The following is a 20597-nucleotide window of genomic DNA, read 5'->3' as shown; positions in this document are numbered from 1 at the left end:
TTAGGTCGCCAGTATGGAAACGTTAGCCACAACACTGATTAAGAAGCATGAAGGTCTTCGGCTTAAGCCGTATCGATGCAGCATAGGAAAACTCACCATCGGTTATGGCCGCAACCTTAGTGACAACGGCATTACCCTAGAAGAAGCCGAACAGCTACTTCAGCACAATATTGACGAAGTGATTGAACAGGCTCAAACCTTACCTTTCTTCAGTGCTCTGAATGAAGTTCGCCAGGCTGTAATTGTCGACATGATCTTCAATATGGGCTTGCCACGTTTTCAGAAATTCAAAAAGACCATTGCTCTCATTGAACAGCAAGCTTGGCAGGCGGCCGCTAATGAAATGTTAAACAGTCGCTGGGCAAGACAGGTGGGTAACCGCTCTCAAACACTCAGCGACATGATGCGTTATGGAACTGAACCAACACAAAAGTAAGGAATGGTTATGAACTTTATTACCGGAATTTTAGGTAAAACCCTATGGGAAGTGCTGAAAGGCTTAATCTTACAAGTCGCATGGAAAGTGATTCTTGAGCGCTTCGCCTCTCGTCTTGTAATTTGGGGCCTAGAGAAGCTTAAAACCCTCACAACGAACGATGTCACACAAGAAACAGTGAATGACATTATCCATTCACTGAAAGGTAAAAAACTCAAAGAGGTCGAACAATGGGAATGACAATAGATCCGAACTGGCTTAATGCAGTGATAGCGTTTTGTACCTTTGTCACCCTTATCCTTAGCTTACTGATTGGTTACCTGTTTCGGCTATCGAAAGAGCTTGGTGAGCACAAGACTCACGTAGCGGAAACCTACGCTACCAAAGATGATGTCAAAGAGCTAGGCGACAGAATAGAACGTAGCATGGTGAAAGAGTTCGACCGCCTACACACCTTACTCCAAGGTAAGGAAGCCGCATAAAAAATACCGCCTCACAATGGGCGGTATTTTTGTTTGTACTTCGCGTTATTCTTGCGGTTATGCCGCATCCAACTTTTTATATTCATTTGGCATTATCACCTCCTGCCCCACAAAATCATTCAGCTCTTGCATCATATCAATCAACGGTAGCAGCTCATTCTTGTGGAACAGCCAATCCACCTTATTCAAATCCAGTGACGTAATACTCTCGCGTCGAATGCTCATCAACTCGATTGGCACACGGTGAACTGAAAGCACCTCGTTCATGGTTTGGTTCTTCACTTCTTTGTAAGAGTCTTTGGCTTCCACCTGACCAATTGGCTTGAGCTCTGGGGCTTTGGTGTCTTTACCTTTGGAATTCACAAACAGGTTTTTAAACGCCATGCCTTCTTGAGCTTGTAGCTGCTTCTTGATTGCCTTTTCTTGCTTCTCAGTCATCGAAGGCTCGTTCATATACAGCAAGTAACCTGCATGGTTACCGTTACGGTAGTACTGGCGACGAAACAAGGTCGAATCATCGCTCAGCCAAATAGAGGTCAAAGAGCTAATGTGACTCGGCAAACCATACAGTTCTTGAGCAACGTCATAGTCACCCAAATAGAACACTTGGTTATGTTTGTAGTCAATACGGCCATCATCATCGTAAGCTCTTGGCTTATACGACCATCCCAAGTCTTCACGCCTACGCATGTAAAGTGTCGGTAAGTGCTTGAGCTTAACGACTTCGCCTAAACCTCTATAATCCCGAATCACCTGCAGGTGAGCCCCACCAAAAGTGAGGTAGTCTTGAATAAAGCGCTTTGCATCTTGGCGTGAGAGCAATCCACTCAGCGCAATGGCATGCATTAACGTATTGCGCTTAAACTCAATCGCACTCGAATGCATCGGGTTGGTGCGCAGTGCTTTGGCTAGCGTATCTAAGGCGATCGGTGGTTCGTATAAACCATCAACCAACGCCACTTCTAAATAACTGAGAATGTCGCTGTTCATCACGCTCACGGGTTTAGAAAATTCAATCTCTATCACTTGGTCTCTCCAAAAATTAGGCTAGAAGAACTCGACAGTGGTGTCGGTGTCGTTATTAATATCAATCGGCTCCCAACGCAGAACGTGCATAGACGCCCAGGCTAAATCCGCATGAGAGCCTATTTTGCTGCGGTTGGAAGTAAAGGTAATTTGGTTACTTACTTTGGTGGTTTGCTGGCGAATCATTAAGAACGAGTGAACGAGATCATCCCACTCCGCTTCAAATTGTAAGCGGCCACTGTTAATGATTTCTCGTGATTTGTACGCCATCAATCGTTTTACTTCGGGTGAGTAATCCAACTCAACCAAAGCGGGATAAAACTTGCGAACAAGCTCAGCAACCGCAGAGCCTACGCCACTGGTATCCATCGCCATGTACACCACATTGTATTTATCGGTAATGCTGCGAATCGTGTCAGCCTGTTGCTCATAGCTAGAGCCTTTAAGGCGCACTCGCTCAATCAGTCGGAACACGCCGCCTTTGCGCTTAGGCTTTAACGCCACCACAAGGCCTGCATCATCGGCACTTTCACCCGTTCCGCCACCTCTTGGGTCATAACCAACCAAAACTTCTGCGTTGCCCACGGGTCTTGCTTTGTCGTGGTCGACATCTTTCCACAGTGACGTATCGGCCTTACAGGCCAGTAGTGCTTTCAATGAGAAGAACGAAGCGCTGTCATCCAAAAACTTACAACGTAGTAGGTTGTCGAAAATCTCTTTAACCGGATACTTACGCTTAAGCTTATCCATGTTGAAGAAGGTCGCGCCCTTCCTAATCGCATCATCAACCGTGATCATTTGACGGAAGATAAAATCAACGCCTAAAGCGCCGGCTTTAAGTGCCTTGTGGCTAATATCAATGCCGTGCTCTTTCTTGCCTTGCCATTTCGGGTAGGCTTCATGGGCCATGGTGGAAGGGGTTGAAATGTAAGTGGTGCGGAACTGCGCCTGAATCGACATACCGCCTGCATAATCATCCAATTCAGCAAAGCGAGGGATCCAAAACACTTCATCCCAATACATGTGGCCGTTAAAGCCTTGAGAGGTCGCCACGTTGGTCGACATAAAACCAAGCTTTGCACCGTTGCTTAACTCGATGTCGTCCTTACCTTTTAGGTCAATGCCACCAATCTCAATCGCGAACTGTCGAATGTAGTTCTTGAAGATATAAGACTGCTTTTTCGACGCAGAGATAAACACCTGGTTGTCGCCAGTCAGCACCGCATCTTCAAACGCTTCAAAGGCAAAATAGAACGTAAGACCAATCTGGCGCGATTTAAGATAAAAGCGCACTTCATTGATCTCATCGTTTTGTTTATGGCCGTGAATTTCCTTTTGGTATTCGAAAAAGGTTTTCTCGCGATACTCATCCAACATCTCTTTGGTGATGTGGGAAACATCGTTCTTCACCTTATTCGACTTACGCCCACGCTTTTGCTCACCATCACTTCGGCCAGCTGGTCGGTTGCGTCTTTGCTCTGCTTCATCACGTTTGAATTGCTGTTCGAGCAACATCTTGAGCTCACGCTCTTGGCTCTCAAGCTTTTGGTCAACCCACATCAAGTAAGCAATGCGCTGTCTCATCATTAATTCGACGGGCGCGTCATCCCTCAGCGTTTTCCAATCAAACTGAGTTATCCATTTTTGAACCGTGCGTGTGGCTACGCTAACCGCTTCTGCAATTTCAGCAGGCTTACGTTGGCGTAAAAACAGTCCCAAAGCTTTCGTTTGGTCGGCGGTATATAGCGGTTCGCTAACAACATTATTTTCCATGTTTGCATAGTGCTACAGCGCTTGTGATTACTCAGCTTGAACGATTTCTATATCAAGCGTTTAGAACTAGGACAAATACAAAAAGGCGGAGGCATTGGGTAAATTGGAATCATCGAATTTAGGAGAGTTTAGGCATGTTCCAATCAGAGCTAATTTGTATTTTACAGGCAGGAGCAACCATTGATGGTCGAGTCATTGAGCAAAAAATCATTGATGAGATCGCAGAAACCTACAGCCCAGACGTCTATACAGCTCGAATTAATGCAGACCATTACCCATGGAGTAACAAGTACGGCTCTGTCCTCTCTGTCGAAAAGAAAGAAGACAAGCTATTCGCGGTACTGAAACCAAATTCAATGCTTTTGCGTATGGCTGAACAAGGACAGCTTTTACATACCTCATGTGAGTTCTATGAAAAGTTTGCTGATACAGGGAAAGCATATCTGACCGGATTGGCTCTTACTGATGAGCCTGCATCATTAGGTACGACGCAGATTCAACTGTCTGCCAACAGCAAAGATAAAGCGTGCGTCCCAACGAACTTTCAAATCATTCCAGAACAACTATCGAAAAGCACCGAGGAAGAAGCCTCGATGTTCCATACATTTAAACGCTGGCTTAAGGGCGAAGGTGAACTTGAGCAGCTCTCACAACAACAGGAAGAAGACGACATGAGTAAAGAACTTGAAGAGCTACTCAAGCAAAGCATTGAGCAAGGCAAAGAGAATCAGCAGCAACTAAGCCAGTTAAGTGAGCAAGTTGAAAAGCTCAACACCAATGGTCAGCCGCAAGAACCTGAAGTCGAAGAAGGTGCTGAAGTGACTGAGCTGAAAGGTCAAGTCGAGACTCTTTCGTCACAGGTAGAAAGCCTAACAGGTCAAATCGAAAAGCTCAGCAAGCTAACCGATGAAGAGCAGCGTCAGTTAGCCGGCGAAGGTGCTGACGACAATACTTATTTATAAGTGTTGATACGTCCTCAATCCATAACGTTTTAGATTAGGTAATAGACATGCAACAGCATACAAAAACAAAACTCAGCGCTTACGTGAAAGCGGTAGCCGCTCAAAACGATGTTGATGATGCAACAGAGAAATTCAACGTGAGCCCTAATGGTACTCAGCGCATTATCGAGGCTATCCGAGAAAGCAACTGGTTCCTCAAAAAAATCAACATCATCTCGGTGAAAAACCAAAAAGGTGAATCCATTGGCCTTGGTGTGACAGGCATGATTGCCAGTCGTACCGATACTTCTGGTGCAGGCAAACGCACACCTAAAGATCATTCAAGCATGGGGGCAATGCCTTACATGTGTGAGCAAGTGAACTTTGATACTGCGCTACGTTACGCAAAAGTAGATGCATGGGCGCATCATAAAAACTTCAACACCTTGCTAAGTAAAGCGACTCGTGAACAGATTGATGCGAACAAAATTACTATCGGTTGGTATGGCGAAAGCGTTGCTGCTAACACCAATGCAAGCGCGAATCCAAACGGTGAAGACGTAAACAAAGGTTGGCTCCAAGGCATGCGTGACCACAACACGGCGCGACTTATCAAGCAAGGTAAGACACCAGGTGAAGTGCGTATTGGCCCAGGTGGTGACTTTATCAACCTTGACCTAGCGGTACTTGAAACTAGAAACCTATTGCACGACGCGTGTGAAAACGATTCAAACCTTGTAGCCATCATCGGTTCTGATCTGCTTGCTTACGACAAAGCCAAGTTCTACGAAGCGCACGGCAACACGCCAAGCGAGAAAGGCAAAATCCAAGAGCTGCAAGTCATCGGTACTTATGGCGGTTTGCCTGCTGTGAAAGTACCAGGTTTCCCTTCTACGGGCATCATGGTCACCAGTTACGACAACCTGTCCATTTACATTCAAGAAGGGTCTATTCGCCGCTCTACAGGTAAGAAGAACGATGAAAAAGACCAAATTGAAAACTTTGAGTCGATGAATATGGCTTACGTGATTGAAGAGCTAGGTAAAGCCGCCGCGATCGAATTCAAAAACGTGAAGCTTTGGATTAACAATGCCTGGCATTAAGCCAAGCGCTAAACACTAACACCCCCTCAATGCAGGCTCTATTGTTATTTCAGGTGCGCTTTGGTGCTAACTGTTATTCGCGATTGTCGGCCTGCATTCCCTAACCCAACAAGGATAAATCATGGAATTTGTCGGCAACAAAAACAAAACGTATCAATCTCAGTTGCCAGCAACGAGCAAATACCCAGTACTGAACATTTCAGAGTTTCAGTCTCTGTACCATTTCCAAAGCAATGAGACAGAGGCAGGCATTCTGCATCACGCGAAGGTGTCACGCATCAAAGTGCATTCCGAGCTTAAAGACACCTTAGTGCCTTTTGCTAGTTTGACGGCGTTATCCCAAAAGCGCTTTGGTGATAATGACTCGGCCGAAACACTTTACAAGCAGGCTGTGTTCGCATTAACCGCCGCTCAACTGATTAGCGTGCAAATGAGTGGTGATGCCACCGCCGATGCGGCAGACAGACAAGAAGCGCTCACCAGTAAGAAAGAAGAGTGCGAAGTCCAGTACCGCCAAGCGGTAGACATACTAATTCACGCAGAAGAAACCTACTGCTTCGAGAGAGTGTAATGAAAGCACTGCAAAGCTTAACGGATTTATTCAAAAGCCATGTGACAGATGCGGCCAAAATGGATGTGTGGGCAGAGGATGGCGCTTTATTTTGTGGACAAGGTGCTTTTGTCGATGGGTTTGAAATTGAATACACCGCAATCGTTTTTTTGCAAAGCGCCAAGTTAGAGCCGCAAGTTTTGTTTATGCATTTAGTCAGCTGGCTTAATAAGTTCGACCCAGAGCGAGCAGAAAAAGGCTTACCCATGCCGACGTTCGCGCTAGAGCCTCTCGACAACGGTGTGTTTGACCTCAAGCTGAAAATTGATGTACGCGAAGAGTTCGACCTTCAAGAAAGCGAACAAGGAAATTGGAAGCAAGGTGATACCCGTTATGAATGTGTCAGTGGTTTTGAAGCGCGAGCCGATGAAGACCAACTCGGTGAATTGGTCCACTTTGTCGGCCACTTAGATGATTTGCCATGAGTGAATTAACACTCGCGACGCCTGAACAACTGACTCAAGTTGTGGAAAGTTTAGTGCTTACGGCCAGTGATAAGTTTGAGCTGAATAAACGAATGGCCAACCGAGCACGGCAGTTCTTTCGTCAGCAAATTCGCGCTCAGCGAGATATAGACAATAACCCGTACCAAGGCCGAACGCGGCGAAAGACAACCCAACTATGGGATGGCACTCAAGCGCAGAACACCGTTAACAATAAAAACATGCTGCTCGGTTTTGGTAAGGCATTAAGAACTCACGTAACAGAAGATAGCTTTGAGATTGGCCTAAAAGGCGTCGCAGGTCGCATCGGCCAAGAGCACAACCAAGGCTCTCAAGTGTCATTCACGACTCGCGTTAATGGCCACTACAACAACAAAACAGGTCAATGGACAGGCGGCGTGAGAACCAAGCGCAATTATCAAATGCCCAAACGAACCTTCATTGGTTGGACACCTGCTCTAGAGCGAGAGCTACTCGCCATGGCAGCGGAACACTTTGCACTAGAGGATGCAGCGTAATGGATAAACAAGTAGAGAAACCCAAAGTACCCACCTTCAAGATTAAGCCCGCCACTAAAGGCTTAATCGTGAAAGACCCGATTACCCGAGAGCCATTGAAAGCAGCAGGTGAAGAAAAGCCTCGCAACGCTTACTGGCTACGTCGATTCGCTGAAGAAAGTGTCGTGGATATCGACAAAACAGCCAAGCCCACAGCCAAGAAGGAAACTAAATAATGAGTATTGGTTTTGCTGAAGTACCAAGCACCGCTCGCGTTCCCGGTGTCTACATTGAAATTGATAATAGCCTGGCAAACAGCGCAGAAGACTTGCAAGTCGTCTTGGCGATCGGTAATGCGGTCAGTGGTGCAAAGGTCGCTCACAATAAAATCACGCTTTGTATGGATGAGACAAAAGCGGCAGACTCGTTTGGTGCGAGTAGCGACATCGTGGAAATGGTCACCTACTTCCGTAAGCAAGATAAAACCATGCCAATTTACGCGATCAGCGTGGGTAGCGGTGATATCGCAAGTGCATTGGCCGCGCTAGGTGACACGCAATACCACCACATCATGTGCTCATTGAATGACGACACTACCATTCGCGAATTGGGTACCTTTCTTGAAAATCGTTATACAGCATTAGAGCAAGTGCCAGGTATTGCGTATCTACCGAAAAAAAGCACCCACGCCGAGCTAGTGACCTTTTCAGCAAAGAGCAACTGCCCGTTAATCAACTTCCTGCCAATCAACAACTTTGGTGACTCTAAAGACCAAGCATTATCAGATGCCAAAGCCATTGGTGCATGGGTAGGTCAAATCGCCCCGTCATTGGCTATCGACCCTTGCAGGCCGCTACAAACACTCAAGTTAAACGGTGTTTACTCACTGGCAACGCAAGAGTGGGATTGGGCTGAACGCAACCTCTTTTTGTATGAAGGCTTGAGTACCTACACGGTGAACTCAGCGAATGAAGTGTTAATTGAACGTGCCGTGACGGCTTACACCGAAAACGCAGCTGGCGTAACAGACAACAGTTACCTCGATGTAATGACACCTGCAACCGCCATGTACTTCCGTCAGAAACAGCGCTCGTTGATCTTAAGTGTCTACCCTCGCCATAAAGTTGCGAAAGACGGCACCAAGTTCGCCAAAGGTCAGCCGATTGTTACGCCGACCATGTTCAAGGCCAAACTGTTGACCTTGTATCGAGATCTGGAATACCAAGGCATCGTGCAAGATTTCGATGGCTACAAAAAGTCGCTCATTGTCGAGCTTGATAAAACCAACAAGCAGCGCGTCAACTACCAAGATTCACCACAGTTCGTGAACGGTTTGATTATCGTTGCGGGTAAAATTCAATTTAGGAAGTAAGTCATGGGAACAAAAATTACTAGCCGTGCCGTCCTTAACGCAGGCTCATTGGGTCGCCTTCCCCTTAAAGAAGGCGCTGAGTTTGGTATGGGCAACATGAAGCGCGAAACCATCATGGGTGACGATGGCGTATTGGGTTTCTCTGAACAGTTCTCAGATGCGCCTTTCATCAAGTGCACCATCATTCACGCTCAAGACACCGATGAGAAAGCCATTGCTGATTTTGTGGGTGAGGACATCACCCTAGAAACGAACACGAGCCGCGCATACACCTTGAAAGGCGCATGGACAGTCGACCCACTTAGCGTAGCGGTAAAAGATGGTCAGCTTGAAGTAGTCTTCAACGGTGACGAGATCATCCCGCAGTAAGGAGAAATACCATGATATCCATACTGATGAAACGAGAGGCACTGAAGGAAAAACCATTAACGGTTGAAACCTTGGAAGCTACCGACAGTGTCGACCTTCTCAACGATGTTGGCGCAATGAACGGGGCTGCATTGAGCCAATCCGTTCGCACTGCTTTTGCTGATAAGCCCTGGGAAGAAACACAGAACGTGTTTAAGCAAGACCAAAGCCGTTTGCGCACCTTGTCTGGTTCGAAAGAGAAAGACCCGTACAAACAAGAGCTCATTAACAAGTACCGCCCACTGGTTAAAAAATTACTGGTTACTCACAAAGGCGACTACGGCAACCTTGATGTGATGTGGTGCTTTTATATGTGGCACTTTGACCTTGGCAAGTTTGAAGAGATCCACGACGACTTTCGAGCGGCCATTGATGGTGGATTAGAAACACCGGCTAATTTTAAAGTGAACGGTCAAACGGGCTTCTGTGATTACGTGTTTAAGTACACGCACAAAGCGCACACCGACAACAAAGAGTACAAGCGCGAATACCTGCATAAAGCCGTAAATGATTTACTGGCGGGTGAGCTTGCTACCAACGCCCCACTTAAAGTGAAGATGTTCCGCCTAGTCGGTGACTGGCACCTTGAAGCTGGCGAAAAAGAAAAGGCGCACAACCTGTTTGAGCTAGTAATGAAGCTAGACCCACAAAAAGGCGGCGTGAAGAAGAAACTAGAAGCATTACAAAAGGAGCTTGGTTATGACCAACCCCATTAAAGACGAGTCACAAATCAAGGTCGCTGAACTGGCCTCGCCTATTGAAAAAGACGGCAAAGCGCTTACGCATATTGATATCAGTAAGCCACACTCTGGCCATTTGCGAGGGTTGAGCTTGATAGATGTGTGCGGAATGAAGTTTGAAGCAGGACAAACCCTATTACCTCGAATCTCTTGCTTGAACGAGCGTGACATTATCAACATGCCTCCAGAGAACTGGGCGCCATTGCTCACGACGCTTGCCTCTTTTTTCGTCGCGACGGAATAGTTATAGATCGAGTTGAAGACTATTACGCAGATATCGCCCTTGTGTTCCATTGGCCGCCAAGCGAAATAGACAAACTCAGCTACGACGATCTATTACTGTTTCGAGAGCTGGCCAGACAAAGGCACGAACAAACACCACAAGAGAGCGAATAAGCTCTCTTTTTTTATATCAACAAAAGGCTATCCAGAATGAAAATGAAACTGTCTGTTCTCATGGACATGAAAGATAAAACTTCGGCCGTTCTCAAAGGTATGAGTGGCGAGAGTGACCATTACGCCAAGTCCATTAAAAAAGTACAGAAGACACAGGCTGATGACTCTGCCGCAATGGGGATGATTGATTCGTTCAAAAGCTCCCGGAAAGCGATGAATAAGAATGCCATTGCTGTTGCTGCGGTCAATGAGAAGCTTGAAGAGTTAAAAGTAAAAGCGGCAGGCGTTGAATCCCCAAGTGCGGCGCTAACGGAGAAAATCACAAAGCAACAAGCTAAGTTGAGCAAACTGAACACCGAGCAAGAGGGCTACAAGTCTCATTTAGAAAATCTCGATAGCCAGTTAAAAAAGACAGGAGTAAATACAGGGAATCTCGATGATGAGTACGACCGACTGAATCGAAGTTATAAGAAACACAGTAAGGAGATAGGAAGACTCAGTAAGCGTTATACCACCTTACAAGGAGTCATGAGCCCGATTCAAAAGCTGAACCGTTCCATCAAGTTTCCAAAAGTCGGCACTGCAGCGGCAGGAAAAGGGGCCGCGCTGTTAAGTGGTTTAAGCTTTGCTGGGTTAGTGACGCAAGTGAATGGTGCTGCAGGTGAAATGGACAACCTGGCAAAGACATCGGCGACCCTAAAATTACCTATTGAAGAACTCCAAGTAATGCAGTCCCAGGCTGAACATGCGGGGGTAAGCTCTGATGCACTATCGAATTCAATGCTTCGCTTTACCAAACGACTTGGCGTGCTGCAAAAAACGGGTTCAGGTGCGTTAGGCTCTTACCTAAAGAAAAGTGAGAACGCGCTGCATAAAGACTTACAGGGAGCGCAAGACACCAAGCAGGCTTATGAGATGCTCCTTGAAGAGTTCTCTCAGCTTGAAACGCCGCAAGAGCAAATGGCCTTTGCCGATGCGGCCTTTGGACAAGACGGTCGCAAAATGCTGATCATGTTGCGTGAAGGCACTGAAGGGTTAACGGCAGCAAGAAAAGAACTCAATGCATTGGGTGGCGGTGCGACTGCAGAAGATGCGGCGAAAGCGGAAGCCTACAACGATGCTCTGCAAAAAATCGAAGAAAGCGTTCGCTCTATGAAGTTTGCAGCACTTGCCCCCATCATGGAAAAAGCGACCAAAGCATTCACCCAGTTTTCTGAGAAGTTTAAGAACGCAGCCTGGCGAACCGATTTTATCGAAAAGCTTATCCAAACCGTAGACGGTCTTTATCAAGGCTTTGAACTGTTAGGTAAAGGGCTTATTTGGTTAGCGCAAAACTTCAAGGGGATTCTGGCGACGGTCGCCATTCTAAAGGTAGCGTTGATTGCTTTAAATGCGGCGGTTCTGGCAAACCCAATCGGGCTCATGGTGGCTGCGGTTGCTGCTGCGGTAATCGCGATTACTTATTTAATCGATAAGTTCATTGGCTTAGACAAAGTCATTAAATCGATTGGTGACGGCATTGGCTGGTTATGGGATAAATTCAAAGCCCTAATCAACAAGCTGCCGGATGCGCTTATCCCCGATGGGTGGAAAATTCAAACTGATGAAGCTGGCCAAGAAGTCGATAACTTAGCCGCCAAACTCAACCGTATCGAAGACAAGAGCGCGACGCTTGGCATTACGACCAATGAAACCCAAAACCGAACTGAGCGAACCCAAACCGAGCAAGGTTATTATGCTTATCAAGCAGGTGGCGTTGAGCCTGTTATGCAGGACGCAACGTATGGTTCGTTGGGTAATCAAACCGAACAAGGGCTCCATGCTTATCAAGCTGGCGGATTCGAATCTACCAAGCAAAATACAGCATATAGCCCATTGGGCAACCAAACCATCAAAAGTAAATCTGAAGTGTCACTGACCATCAAGTCAGATAAACCAGTCGCGATCGAGAAAGCGAAAAGTGAAAAAGGCACCGACTTAAATCTAGACGTGGGGAATATGGCTTGGGGGTTTTAATGCAGGTGAAAAGCCCTTGCTATAAGGCAAGGGCAAATGAGCTAATCTGTGTAGACATCTGGGTGATAGACGCTACGAATAACTTGAGATTTCATCTCAACTTCCAATACGGAGTAAATGTCATACGTGAGCTTTATAACTCCATCACGTAATTCGTTCAGCTTCTGAGCAAGATCTGCATATGAAGTTGCTTGGGCAGGTGATTTAGGATGGATAGCCTGGTTATTACGCTCGAGCAACTGCAGTTTAAACAACTGCCCACATCTATTACCGCGGTCGACCTTATTACCCGGAGCTAAAATAGGAATCCAATCTCGAATTTTATCTTCCAGAGGTACTGGAGACTGTTTTGAATCAATCAGCTTATCCGCTGCTGTTTGATTATAAACCAAAGCCTTATAGTTGAAATATGACTCTAAAGATGCAAACAGCTTAGATAGACACGAGTAATATTCTTCAATATCAGCATGCTGAATAGCACGATCTCTGTATTTCATTGCTGATTCAAATTTACCCTGATAGTCACTCATATTTAAACTTCCAGCCCCGTTGATAGATGCCTGAACATCCCCATTAGCATCAATAACTGAAGTCTCACCCCCACTAACATGAACTGTCGTAGGTAAGATATTCTCTACGAACGGTATACTTACTTTGAAATCACGGCTAGATGTTACTAGTTGCTTAAATGGATACTGATTTTGGTTAAACCACGCCTCTATCTGTTTGTTATTTAATGTGTCGGTGTGGCTACGACTTGAGTGGTCACTTTTCCTAACTAAATCGAGAATCATTTTCTTAGCCTGCTTCTCTGAAATGCGCTGACGTACCTTTAACATGTACAACTCCTACCGTGTCTAAGTAAAAATTTGGCTTGGACTAGCTAAGCTAACAATAATAACCCAAAACAACTAAGCTTTTGTAAGTACAACACTAAACAAAATACTTAGCCATGTTCATGCCTCTTACCGAAAATTTACAGACAACTTTTGAAGTGGCTATAGCATCCATTTAACCAAGAGTTTTGTATTAGTAGAGGCTCGTTCTTTGTTAAGTCGCTCGGCTCCCCAAGCAGATGTGCTTGCTAATTTTTCAATGCCTGTTCAAGAATGAAGCTAAATTAATATAGGAGCTAGCATGGTCGTTAACCCACCAGAATTAGAACCGTTTTTCCATTTCGTTCGTGTATCTATTGTTAGAGCACTCGGAGGCGATGAAAGGGCATACAATTCAAACGAAACACTAGAGCAATATATAAGCGCAACCAATAACAACATCACTCCGTTACTCTACGACTTCTTCGTAAAATTCGATTACTTGTACGCGCTGCAGCAAGCAAACGCGCCACTAAGTACCGAAGAGTCAGAAGTACTACTTTCAGCCCAAGACTTGATCGACGAAGTACACCTTACTGTCATGTGATCCCTTTCTTGTTAGCTCGCCATAAGTGCTTAAAATAATTGGGGTGTACCAAAAGTCTCATCTTGCTAGCTAACTGCCCCACTTCGTTTATACTAAGCGCAACTTATCTATAGGCTGTGATTTCAACAAACTCATTGGTACACCTATAGTACACCTCATCCGATTGGAACCCTTACATCACATGGCTCTAAAACCCACAATCTACAAGTTTCGTATCTCTTTAACCGATATGAATCGCGACTATTACGACTCTTTCAATCTAACGGTTGCACAACACCCTTCTGAAACAGAACAGCGAATGATGGCTCGAATCATGGCTTTCTGTATCAATGCATCTCCTGAACTTGAGTTCACTAAAGGGTTGTCTAGCATTGAAGAACCCGATTTATGGCAGAAGTCGTTAGACGATCAAATCCTAGAATGGGTCGATGTGGGCGAACCCGATCCAGAGCGTGTTAAGAAGGCAACTCGCCTATCTAAATCAGTACGCGTATTCAGCTTCAACACTAAATCAAACGTTTGGTGGGAGCAGAACAAAGGTAAATTCGGCTACCTAAAAGCTCAGATCGTTCGTCTAGACAACGATGGTATTGAGCAGCTAGCGGCGATGACACAACGTACGATGGATCTTTCAGTCATGCTGACGGGTAACTCTGCTTTCATTAACAGCGATACTCAATCGGCAGAAGTAACGTGGGAAGAGCTACAGAGTAATGACTGAGCGTCCAACCCCGAATAATTCGCAAACAGCAGCTAGCCAGCTAGAAGAAGCCAAGCAACAAGCCGACGCGCAGCAAGAAATCAAAGCTAAACAACAAGCTAGAACCAAGCTTCACCAGTGTTTAAAAGAAGCAGGTTTAGGTTCAGTCAAAGCGCTCTCGACAGGCTACGAGAAAGAGCTGTCGTCATTTATTGATGAAAACCACGCTGTGTTTAAACACGCTTGCGAGAACAAGCCGGAGAACTCTGCACGTCAGACGTTGCTTGGCTTGCTAACCAAGGAACATATCGATGCAAGCTATCGCTTTGAAAGCAATAAAGAAGCGAATGAGGCGATGCAAAATGTATTCGATAATACAGTGGGAACTGAGCACAGCGACAAGTTTCAAAACTCTAACGCTCAACAGTTAAAACTAGTCACGCATTTGTGGTTGTTCATTCAAGGACGACTAGGAATGGATTACAGCCTAGCCAATGATCACGCAGCTGTAGCCGCTACGCTACTGTCTCGTATATCGAGAAGCAGTGATGATGAGATTCGCGTAGAGTTCATGGCGAGTTTTTACGATGGTTTGAGCATCTATCAAGCCGAGAACAAGCCATCCGGTATTGTTCACCACTTAAAGCGTTTGTTTAACCTTTCTTAAGCACTCCACCAGCGACTGATTCTAGTTACGCTCTATATGCTTTCAACAAACGTTAAGATATAGAGCGTGCTTTTTCTGCTTGGCCGCAACAGATTCCCTATTACGTTCATTCCTCACTTTAGGGAATGGCGAAAGTGAATAAGTCGCTCATTCTTCACTTTAGGGAATAACAGCATTCTCAGCCATTACAGTTGACTTCATTGCAGGCGTAAAAAAGCCCCGCATAAAGCGAGGCTTAGAATATTTTCAACGAACTTCAATTTACAAAGGCTAAATTGAATTCATCTAATAATGCAGTGAATCAACGCAGGCCGTGTAAGAATTCGTGGCGCGTTGCTGGGTTTGATCTGAAGATACCACCCAATGCTGTTGTTGTCGTTTCGCTGGTTGCGTCCATTACACCACGAGATTTCACGCAGTAGTGAACGGCGTCCATGGTTACAGCAACATCATCCGTTTCTAGTAGCGTTTGCAATGCAACAAGGATCTGCTGCGTCATACGCTCTTGAACTTGTGGACGCTGAGCAAAGAATCGAACAATACGGTTAATCTTTGAAAGGCCGATAATTTTTCCACGCGGGATATAAGCGACCGCAGTCTTACCATCGATCGTCACTAAGTGGTGCTCACACGTACTGGTCACGGTAATGTCTTTTACTCGTACCATCTCACGAACGCCCATCTTGTTTTCGATTACAGTAATTTTAGGGAAATTAGCGTAATCCAAACCAGAGAAAATTTCATCCACGTACATTTTAGCAATACGTTGCGGTGTTTCTTCCAGGCTATCGTCCGTAAGATCAAGTTCAAGGAGAGTGAGAATCTCACGCATATGGTGTTCGATTCGTTCCTTTTTCTCTTCTCGGCTAACCTGGTTAGGACTCATTGGTGTCTCTAATCCGCGGCTTGCTAGCGCATCTTTAACCAACTTCGCTGATTCGCTAAGACCTGACATTGAACTTCCTCTTTTATTACCCCTTCTGGATGGCAAACAAGGATACTCGGAATTTTGAATAAATACACCCATATTTTAAGGGAGGTCATTATTTACGGGGCTTAAACTGTGCTAGAGTGGCTAGAATTTCGTTGGCGAATCAGGTGCTCTGATCATTATTTAACCACCATTGCCAACCACAAAATCAAAACAATAACGATCAAAGGATTTCAATTATGGGCTGTTGCGACGCTCCGGGCTTGATGCCAATTGAAGAAGCACTAGATAAGCTGCTATCGCCAATTCAACCTATTCGAACGACCTTATCACTGCCATTGGCAGAAGCATTGGGTTACGTACTTGCTGAAGATATTCTATCCCCTATTTTCGTACCTCCTTTTGATAACTCAGCAATGGACGGCTATGCACTGCGCTTAGCAGACCTAGAGAACAGTAAAGTGCTGCCTTTAGCGGGCAAGTCCTTTGCAGGTCAACCTTTTGAAGGTGAATGGCCAGCAAACACCTGTATTCGCATTATGACTGGCGCAAAGATCCCGGAAGGTTGTGACGTCGTAATCATGCAAGAAAACACTGCTGAAACTGACGCTGGCATTGAGATTCAGCAAGACGACATCAAGCTGAACAATAACATTCGCCCTACCGGTGACGACATCAAGCAAGGCGATATCGTTCTTAGCCGTGGCGAACGTTTAACACCTCGTGACATTCCAATGATTGCTTCGCTCGGTGTGAGTCATGTAACTGTGGCACACAAACCTAAAGTCGCTTTCTTCTCTACTGGCGATGAGCTCAAGCCATTAGGTCAGCCTCTTGAAGATGGTCAGATCTACGACAGCAACCGCTACGGTATCAAACCACTGATTGAAGCGTTTGGTTGCGAAGCAATTGACCTAGGTATTATTCCTGATTGCCCTGCAACGCTTAAAGAAACCTTTGTAAAAGCGCAAGAACTGGCAGACGTAGTTGTCACTTCTGGTGGCGTAAGTGTCGGCGAAGCTGATTACACCAAAGACATTCTTGAAGAGCTTGGCGAAATCGGCTTTTGGAAACTAGCAATCAAACCAGGTAAACCATTCGCATTTGGTGAGCTAGACAACGCTTGGTTCTGTGGCCTACCGGGTAACCCAGTGTCTGCAATGATGACCATGTACGTGTTAGTTCAACCTATGCTGGCTAAACTTGCCGGTCACACTGCGTGGACAGCACCAGAATCGATTCCTGCGATCACTAAATCTGCATTCAAAAAAGGCCCAGGCCGTACTGATTATCAACGTGGTATTTACTCGATTGAAAACGGTAAGTTTGTAGTAGAAACAACCGGTAACCAAAGCTCTGGCGCTTTCCGCTCAATGAGCTTAGCAAACTGCTTTGTGGTACTAGAGCGCGAACGTGGCCGTGTTGAAGTCGGTGAAACGGTTCAGATTCAACTGTTTAACTCCACGCTTTACTAACGAGGCTTGCTGATGGAAATACTGTCTGACGCAGAGATGCTTCGTTACAATCGCCAGATCATTCTCAAACAGTTTGATTTTGAAGGTCAAGAAGCGCTGAAACAGAGTTCAATCTTAGTGTTAGGTGCGGGTGGTTTAGGCTGTGCCTCTGCTCAATACCTTGCGACTGCGGGCATTGGTAAGCTAATGCTGATCGACGACGATGTTGTCGAGCTTTCAAATTTGCAGCGACAAGTACTTCACACCGATACTGATATTGGTAAGAAGAAAGTCGTTTCAGCCGCTGAATCATTACAGGTGTTAAACCCACACCTTAGAGTTGAAACGGTCGACCACAGACTTGATGACGAGGCACTAGCAAAGCTCATTGAAGCGCATTCGTTAGTACTTGATGCCAGCGACAACGTTGAAACGCGCAATCAATTGAACCGCTTATGTTACGCATCTAAAACGCCTTTAGTTTCTGGTGCTGCGATTCGCATGGAAGGTCAGATTAGCGTATTCACTTATCAAGATGAAAATGCACCTTGCTACCAGTGCTTGAGCGCTCTATTCGGCAACGCTGCTCTAAGCTGTGTTGAAGCCGGTGTGATGGCACCTGTTGTTGGCATGGTAGGCGCGGCTCAGGCTTTGGAAGCTATCAAGGTTATTGCCAAGTTTGGACAACCAAAGCAAGGCAAACTTTTGATTCTCGATGCCATGTCTCACAGCTGGCGTGAAATGAATTTAATGAAGATGCCTAATTGTTCGGTGTGTGGATAAGCTAAATCATATCCCCTCTTATCGAAAACTTAAGCCTTGACTATATGTTGGGGCTTTTTTATATCTCAACGTCAGCATCTCAACTCGCTTTATCAATTTGAAATACTCTATGAGAGATTAGTTTCATTTGAGTTCTCATTTTGAGAATACAATAAAAAAATCAGCACCACAAAATATAATCGTTAAAAATCAACGCGTTAAATTTGGCACATAACTTGTAACTATATTTGTACCTTCCATCACAAGGATGTAGATATGAGAATTACAACGTTAAGTTTGCTAATAAGTGCGCCATTGGTCGCCAACGCAGCGCCATTCGATACCTGCCCTAGTCAAGCATACCTCTTTCAGTCGAAACCCGTTGAAGTTTGGGGTGTAAACCTAGTGACCGGCTCAACCACTCTGTTAGAAGACGATACGGGTATGAATGCCAATATCAATGGTGTTGGTTTCGACTTTCAAGACAGATATATTTATGGCTATGACACCACCAACAAACGCTTGGTGCGCCTTGGACAGGATTTCCAAGCTGAAGTTATCAATACCAGTGGCTTACCAACCGATCACACTTTCTATGTCGGCGACGTCTATGACCATGTTTACTACTTGTATCGTACAGGTAAGGGACTATTTACTGTTGACCTCTCTCCTTTAGACTCTGATCCGAATGCGACCGTCACGGTCAACAAAATCGCAGGCAGCCCTGCAACTGTAAAACTGACTGATTTTGCTTTCCATCCAAGTGATGGCTCTTTATATGGTATCGACAATAACTCGGGTGGCTTGTACAGCTTCAACCCTACAACTGGTGCCGAAACCTACATCGGAGACACCGGCGAGTTAGGTACGTTCGGTGCTGGCTATTTTGATGTCAACGGCTACTACTACGTATCTCGAAACCAAGACGGTAAAATTTACCGTATCAATCTGTCTCCAGACAACGCTGCCAATATCGCGGCAGGTATTGTTCCAGCCGTTGAATTTGTTTCGAATGGCCCAGCTTCTGGTCAAAACGATGGTGCTCGTTGTGCTAATGCACCTGTTGTTGATGAAGACTCAAACATCGACTTCGGTGATGCTCCAGACAGCTACCTAACGTTACTGGCGAGCAATGGCCCTCGACATGAACTCGATGGCATCACATGGTTAGGTACAACTCCTCCAGATGCGGATTTAGATGGTTATGTCACACCTCAATCAGATGAAACTGTCGGGGTGGATGATGAATGGGCAAACGGTGGTATCGGTTTTGTTACCGCACTTGAAGCAGGGCTTGATTCAAAAGTAGTAATTGAAGCTTCAACAACCGGTTACCTTTCAGCTTGGATAGATTGGAACCAAGATGGCAGTTTCGATGGCGCCAACGAGCAAGTATTTACCGATTACCTGTTAGATGCGGGTGAAAACGATCTATTCCTAAATGTCGACATCAACGCACTAACCGGTACTACGTGGGCTAGATTTAGATTCAGCCAACAAACCAACCTAAGTTACTTTGGCGGTTCAACCTCTGGTGAGGTGGTCGATATTCAAGTCGATGTCCTTAACGATGGTGCCACTGCTCGTTACTTCCCAAGTGCTTCTGGTTACGCAACGCTCGCGTACGAAGATAACTGGCCTTATAAAGCTGACTACGACATGAACGATGCTGTTCTTATGTATCGTATTACTGAAATCCTTAAAGATGGAAAAGTCGTTAAATCAACTATCGACGGCCGCCTAGCTGCTGTCGGGGCATCGTACAGAAATGGTTTTGCTGTTCGACTTCCTAACCTCGACCCGAGCTTGGTGAGTAGTGGTAGCTCTTACATGAAACACAACGGCGCATTCACTGACCTTGACCTAGAAGATGGACGTAGCGAAGCAATCTTTGTTATCGCCAATGACCTGACAGAAAAAATCAGCACTGGCTGTACCTTCTACCGCACCAGTAATGGATGTAAAGAAGATGAGCAGTTCTCGTTCCAAATTGGTATTACTTTAGCCGGTGACGGTGTGAGTACTGGCAGCTGGACCGATATGCCTTACGACCCGTTCATCTTCGCAACGCCTGGGTATTATCATGGTGAAAACCTACCTCTACATCCAGGACGCAGCTGGGAGGTTCACTTGCCAGACCAAGCTCCAACCGAAGCATTTGATACCACTAACCTCTTTGAAGCTGGTTTAGGCGTCGATGACAGTAATCCATCAACAGGTAAATACTTCAAAACAGTAGAAAACCACCCTTGGGCACTAATAGTGACTTCGGATGACGAATGGGAGTGGCCTTTAGAGTACGTCGATATTGTTACCGCTTACCCAGGGTTTAAAGAATACGCAGAATCCGGCGGTGAAACGAACCAAACATGGTACCAATCACCTGCAGACAACCAACGTTACGAACCATAAGGAGAG

The 20597-nt window shown here is 45.7% G+C and carries 25 protein-coding genes; 21 read left to right on the top strand and 4 right to left on the bottom strand.

Features of this window, described 5'->3' with window-relative positions; all coding sequences use genetic code 11:
* Positions 1–13: 13 nt before the first annotated feature.
* Genes AB4623_RS17105 through AB4623_RS17095 form a run of 3 tightly spaced genes read left to right on the top strand, consistent with a single transcriptional unit; the run spans position 14 to position 918 of the window.
* Positions 14–436 carry a glycoside hydrolase family protein gene (locus AB4623_RS17105; RefSeq protein ID WP_372146967.1) on the top strand — a complete coding sequence of 141 codons (423 nt, stop codon included), beginning with the start codon at positions 14–16 and terminating at the stop codon, positions 434–436.
* Positions 437–445: 9 nt separating this feature from the next.
* Positions 446–676, top strand: coding sequence for a hypothetical protein (locus AB4623_RS17100; RefSeq protein WP_102561736.1), 231 nt, complete (start codon positions 446–448; stop codon positions 674–676).
* On the top strand, positions 667–918 hold the full coding sequence (locus AB4623_RS17095; protein WP_016785374.1) for a hypothetical protein: 252 nt from the start codon (positions 667–669) through the stop codon (positions 916–918). Before AB4623_RS17100 ends, AB4623_RS17095 begins: the two co-directional genes overlap by 10 nt.
* Positions 919–975: 57 nt before the next feature.
* Here the strand turns inward: AB4623_RS17095 and AB4623_RS17090 are convergent, their stop codons facing one another.
* Together AB4623_RS17090 and AB4623_RS17085 are read right to left on the bottom strand one after the other, a co-directional pair.
* Positions 976–1944 (bottom strand): phage portal protein, encoded by a 969-nt coding sequence (locus tag AB4623_RS17090; protein ID WP_372146965.1) that lies wholly within the window; start codon positions 1942–1944, stop codon positions 976–978.
* 21 nt (positions 1945–1965) lie between these two features.
* The gene (locus AB4623_RS17085; protein WP_372146963.1) at positions 1966–3717 is read right to left on the bottom strand and encodes a terminase large subunit domain-containing protein; all 1752 of its coding nucleotides are present in this window, start codon (positions 3715–3717) and stop codon (positions 1966–1968) included.
* 134 nt (positions 3718–3851) lie between these two features.
* On the opposite strand from AB4623_RS17085, the gene AB4623_RS17080 reads away from it, so the two are divergent.
* The 12 genes from AB4623_RS17080 (at position 3852) to AB4623_RS17025 (ending at position 12243) form a co-directional block, all read left to right on the top strand.
* Complete coding sequence (locus tag AB4623_RS17080) at positions 3852–4679, top strand: GPO family capsid scaffolding protein (RefSeq protein WP_372146962.1); 828 nt, start codon at positions 3852–3854, stop codon at positions 4677–4679.
* 47 nt (positions 4680–4726) lie between these two features.
* Positions 4727–5761 carry a phage major capsid protein, P2 family gene (locus AB4623_RS17075; protein ID WP_372146960.1) on the top strand — a complete coding sequence of 345 codons (1035 nt, stop codon included), beginning with the start codon at positions 4727–4729 and terminating at the stop codon, positions 5759–5761.
* A 121-nt stretch (positions 5762–5882) separates the two neighbouring features.
* A complete protein-coding gene (locus AB4623_RS17070; protein WP_372086906.1) occupies positions 5883–6332 on the top strand; it encodes a head completion/stabilization protein in 450 nt (149 codons plus the stop codon).
* A complete protein-coding gene (locus AB4623_RS17065; RefSeq protein ID WP_372086907.1) occupies positions 6332–6796 on the top strand; it encodes a phage tail protein in 465 nt (154 codons plus the stop codon). The genes AB4623_RS17070 and AB4623_RS17065 overlap by 1 nt, the downstream gene beginning before the upstream one ends.
* The gene (locus AB4623_RS17060) at positions 6793–7332 is read left to right on the top strand and encodes a phage virion morphogenesis protein (protein WP_372146958.1); all 540 of its coding nucleotides are present in this window, start codon (positions 6793–6795) and stop codon (positions 7330–7332) included. Before AB4623_RS17065 ends, AB4623_RS17060 begins: the two co-directional genes overlap by 4 nt.
* Complete coding sequence (locus AB4623_RS17055; RefSeq protein ID WP_372146957.1) at positions 7332–7547, top strand: DUF2635 domain-containing protein; 216 nt, start codon at positions 7332–7334, stop codon at positions 7545–7547. The genes AB4623_RS17060 and AB4623_RS17055 overlap by 1 nt, the downstream gene beginning before the upstream one ends.
* Positions 7547–8683: a phage tail sheath subtilisin-like domain-containing protein gene (locus tag AB4623_RS17050; protein ID WP_372146955.1), complete on the top strand. Its 1137-nt coding sequence runs from the start codon at positions 7547–7549 to the stop codon at positions 8681–8683. The genes AB4623_RS17055 and AB4623_RS17050 overlap by 1 nt, the downstream gene beginning before the upstream one ends.
* A gap of 3 nt (positions 8684–8686) precedes the next feature.
* A complete protein-coding gene (locus AB4623_RS17045; protein WP_372146953.1) occupies positions 8687–9052 on the top strand; it encodes a phage tail tube protein in 366 nt (121 codons plus the stop codon).
* Positions 9053–9063: 11 nt separating this feature from the next.
* On the top strand, positions 9064–9807 hold the full coding sequence (gpM, locus tag AB4623_RS17040) for a phage terminase small subunit (RefSeq protein ID WP_372146952.1): 744 nt from the start codon (positions 9064–9066) through the stop codon (positions 9805–9807).
* A complete protein-coding gene (locus AB4623_RS17035) occupies positions 9791–10075 on the top strand; it encodes a phage tail assembly protein (protein WP_102258091.1) in 285 nt (94 codons plus the stop codon). The genes gpM and AB4623_RS17035 overlap by 17 nt, the downstream gene beginning before the upstream one ends.
* The gene (locus AB4623_RS17030; protein ID WP_338064077.1) at positions 10024–10227 is read left to right on the top strand and encodes a GpE family phage tail protein; all 204 of its coding nucleotides are present in this window, start codon (positions 10024–10026) and stop codon (positions 10225–10227) included. Before AB4623_RS17035 ends, AB4623_RS17030 begins: the two co-directional genes overlap by 52 nt.
* Before the next feature lie 36 nt (positions 10228–10263).
* A complete protein-coding gene (locus AB4623_RS17025; protein WP_372146950.1) occupies positions 10264–12243 on the top strand; it encodes a hypothetical protein in 1980 nt (659 codons plus the stop codon).
* 41 nt (positions 12244–12284) lie between these two features.
* Here the strand turns inward: AB4623_RS17025 and AB4623_RS17020 are convergent, their stop codons facing one another.
* Positions 12285–13082: a hypothetical protein gene (locus AB4623_RS17020; protein WP_372146949.1), complete on the bottom strand. Its 798-nt coding sequence runs from the start codon at positions 13080–13082 to the stop codon at positions 12285–12287.
* 298 nt (positions 13083–13380) lie between these two features.
* Between AB4623_RS17020 and AB4623_RS17015 the strand changes: the two genes are divergently transcribed.
* From AB4623_RS17015 to AB4623_RS17005, 3 genes are all read left to right on the top strand, one after another.
* Positions 13381–13665, top strand: coding sequence for a hypothetical protein (locus AB4623_RS17015; RefSeq protein ID WP_372146947.1), 285 nt, complete (start codon positions 13381–13383; stop codon positions 13663–13665).
* A 181-nt stretch (positions 13666–13846) separates the two neighbouring features.
* Positions 13847–14386, top strand: a complete 540-nt coding sequence (locus tag AB4623_RS17010) for a YaeQ family protein (RefSeq protein WP_017061727.1) — start codon at positions 13847–13849, stop codon at positions 14384–14386.
* Positions 14379–15032 (top strand): hypothetical protein, encoded by a 654-nt coding sequence (locus tag AB4623_RS17005; RefSeq protein ID WP_372146945.1) that lies wholly within the window; start codon positions 14379–14381, stop codon positions 15030–15032. Before AB4623_RS17010 ends, AB4623_RS17005 begins: the two co-directional genes overlap by 8 nt.
* A gap of 301 nt (positions 15033–15333) precedes the next feature.
* Here AB4623_RS17005 and folE read toward each other — a convergent pair whose 3' ends face one another.
* The gene (folE, locus tag AB4623_RS17000; protein WP_017061725.1) at positions 15334–15987 is read right to left on the bottom strand and encodes a GTP cyclohydrolase I FolE; all 654 of its coding nucleotides are present in this window, start codon (positions 15985–15987) and stop codon (positions 15334–15336) included.
* 215 nt (positions 15988–16202) lie between these two features.
* Between folE and moeA the strand changes: the two genes are divergently transcribed.
* From moeA to AB4623_RS16985, 3 genes are all read left to right on the top strand, one after another.
* A complete protein-coding gene (gene moeA, locus AB4623_RS16995) occupies positions 16203–17438 on the top strand; it encodes a molybdopterin molybdotransferase MoeA (protein WP_017061724.1) in 1236 nt (411 codons plus the stop codon).
* Between the two features lie 12 nt (positions 17439–17450).
* The gene (moeB, locus tag AB4623_RS16990; RefSeq protein WP_372146944.1) at positions 17451–18200 is read left to right on the top strand and encodes a molybdopterin-synthase adenylyltransferase MoeB; all 750 of its coding nucleotides are present in this window, start codon (positions 17451–17453) and stop codon (positions 18198–18200) included.
* A 255-nt stretch (positions 18201–18455) separates the two neighbouring features.
* Positions 18456–20591 carry an LruC domain-containing protein gene (locus AB4623_RS16985; protein ID WP_372146942.1) on the top strand — a complete coding sequence of 712 codons (2136 nt, stop codon included), beginning with the start codon at positions 18456–18458 and terminating at the stop codon, positions 20589–20591.
* Positions 20592–20597: the final 6 nt, after the last annotated feature.

Source organism: Vibrio sp. 10N.222.52.C12 (genome assembly GCF_041474215.1).
Lineage (GTDB): Bacteria > Pseudomonadota > Gammaproteobacteria > Enterobacterales > Vibrionaceae > Vibrio > Vibrio crassostreae_C.
This window is presented reverse-complemented; position numbering and strand designations above follow the sequence as displayed.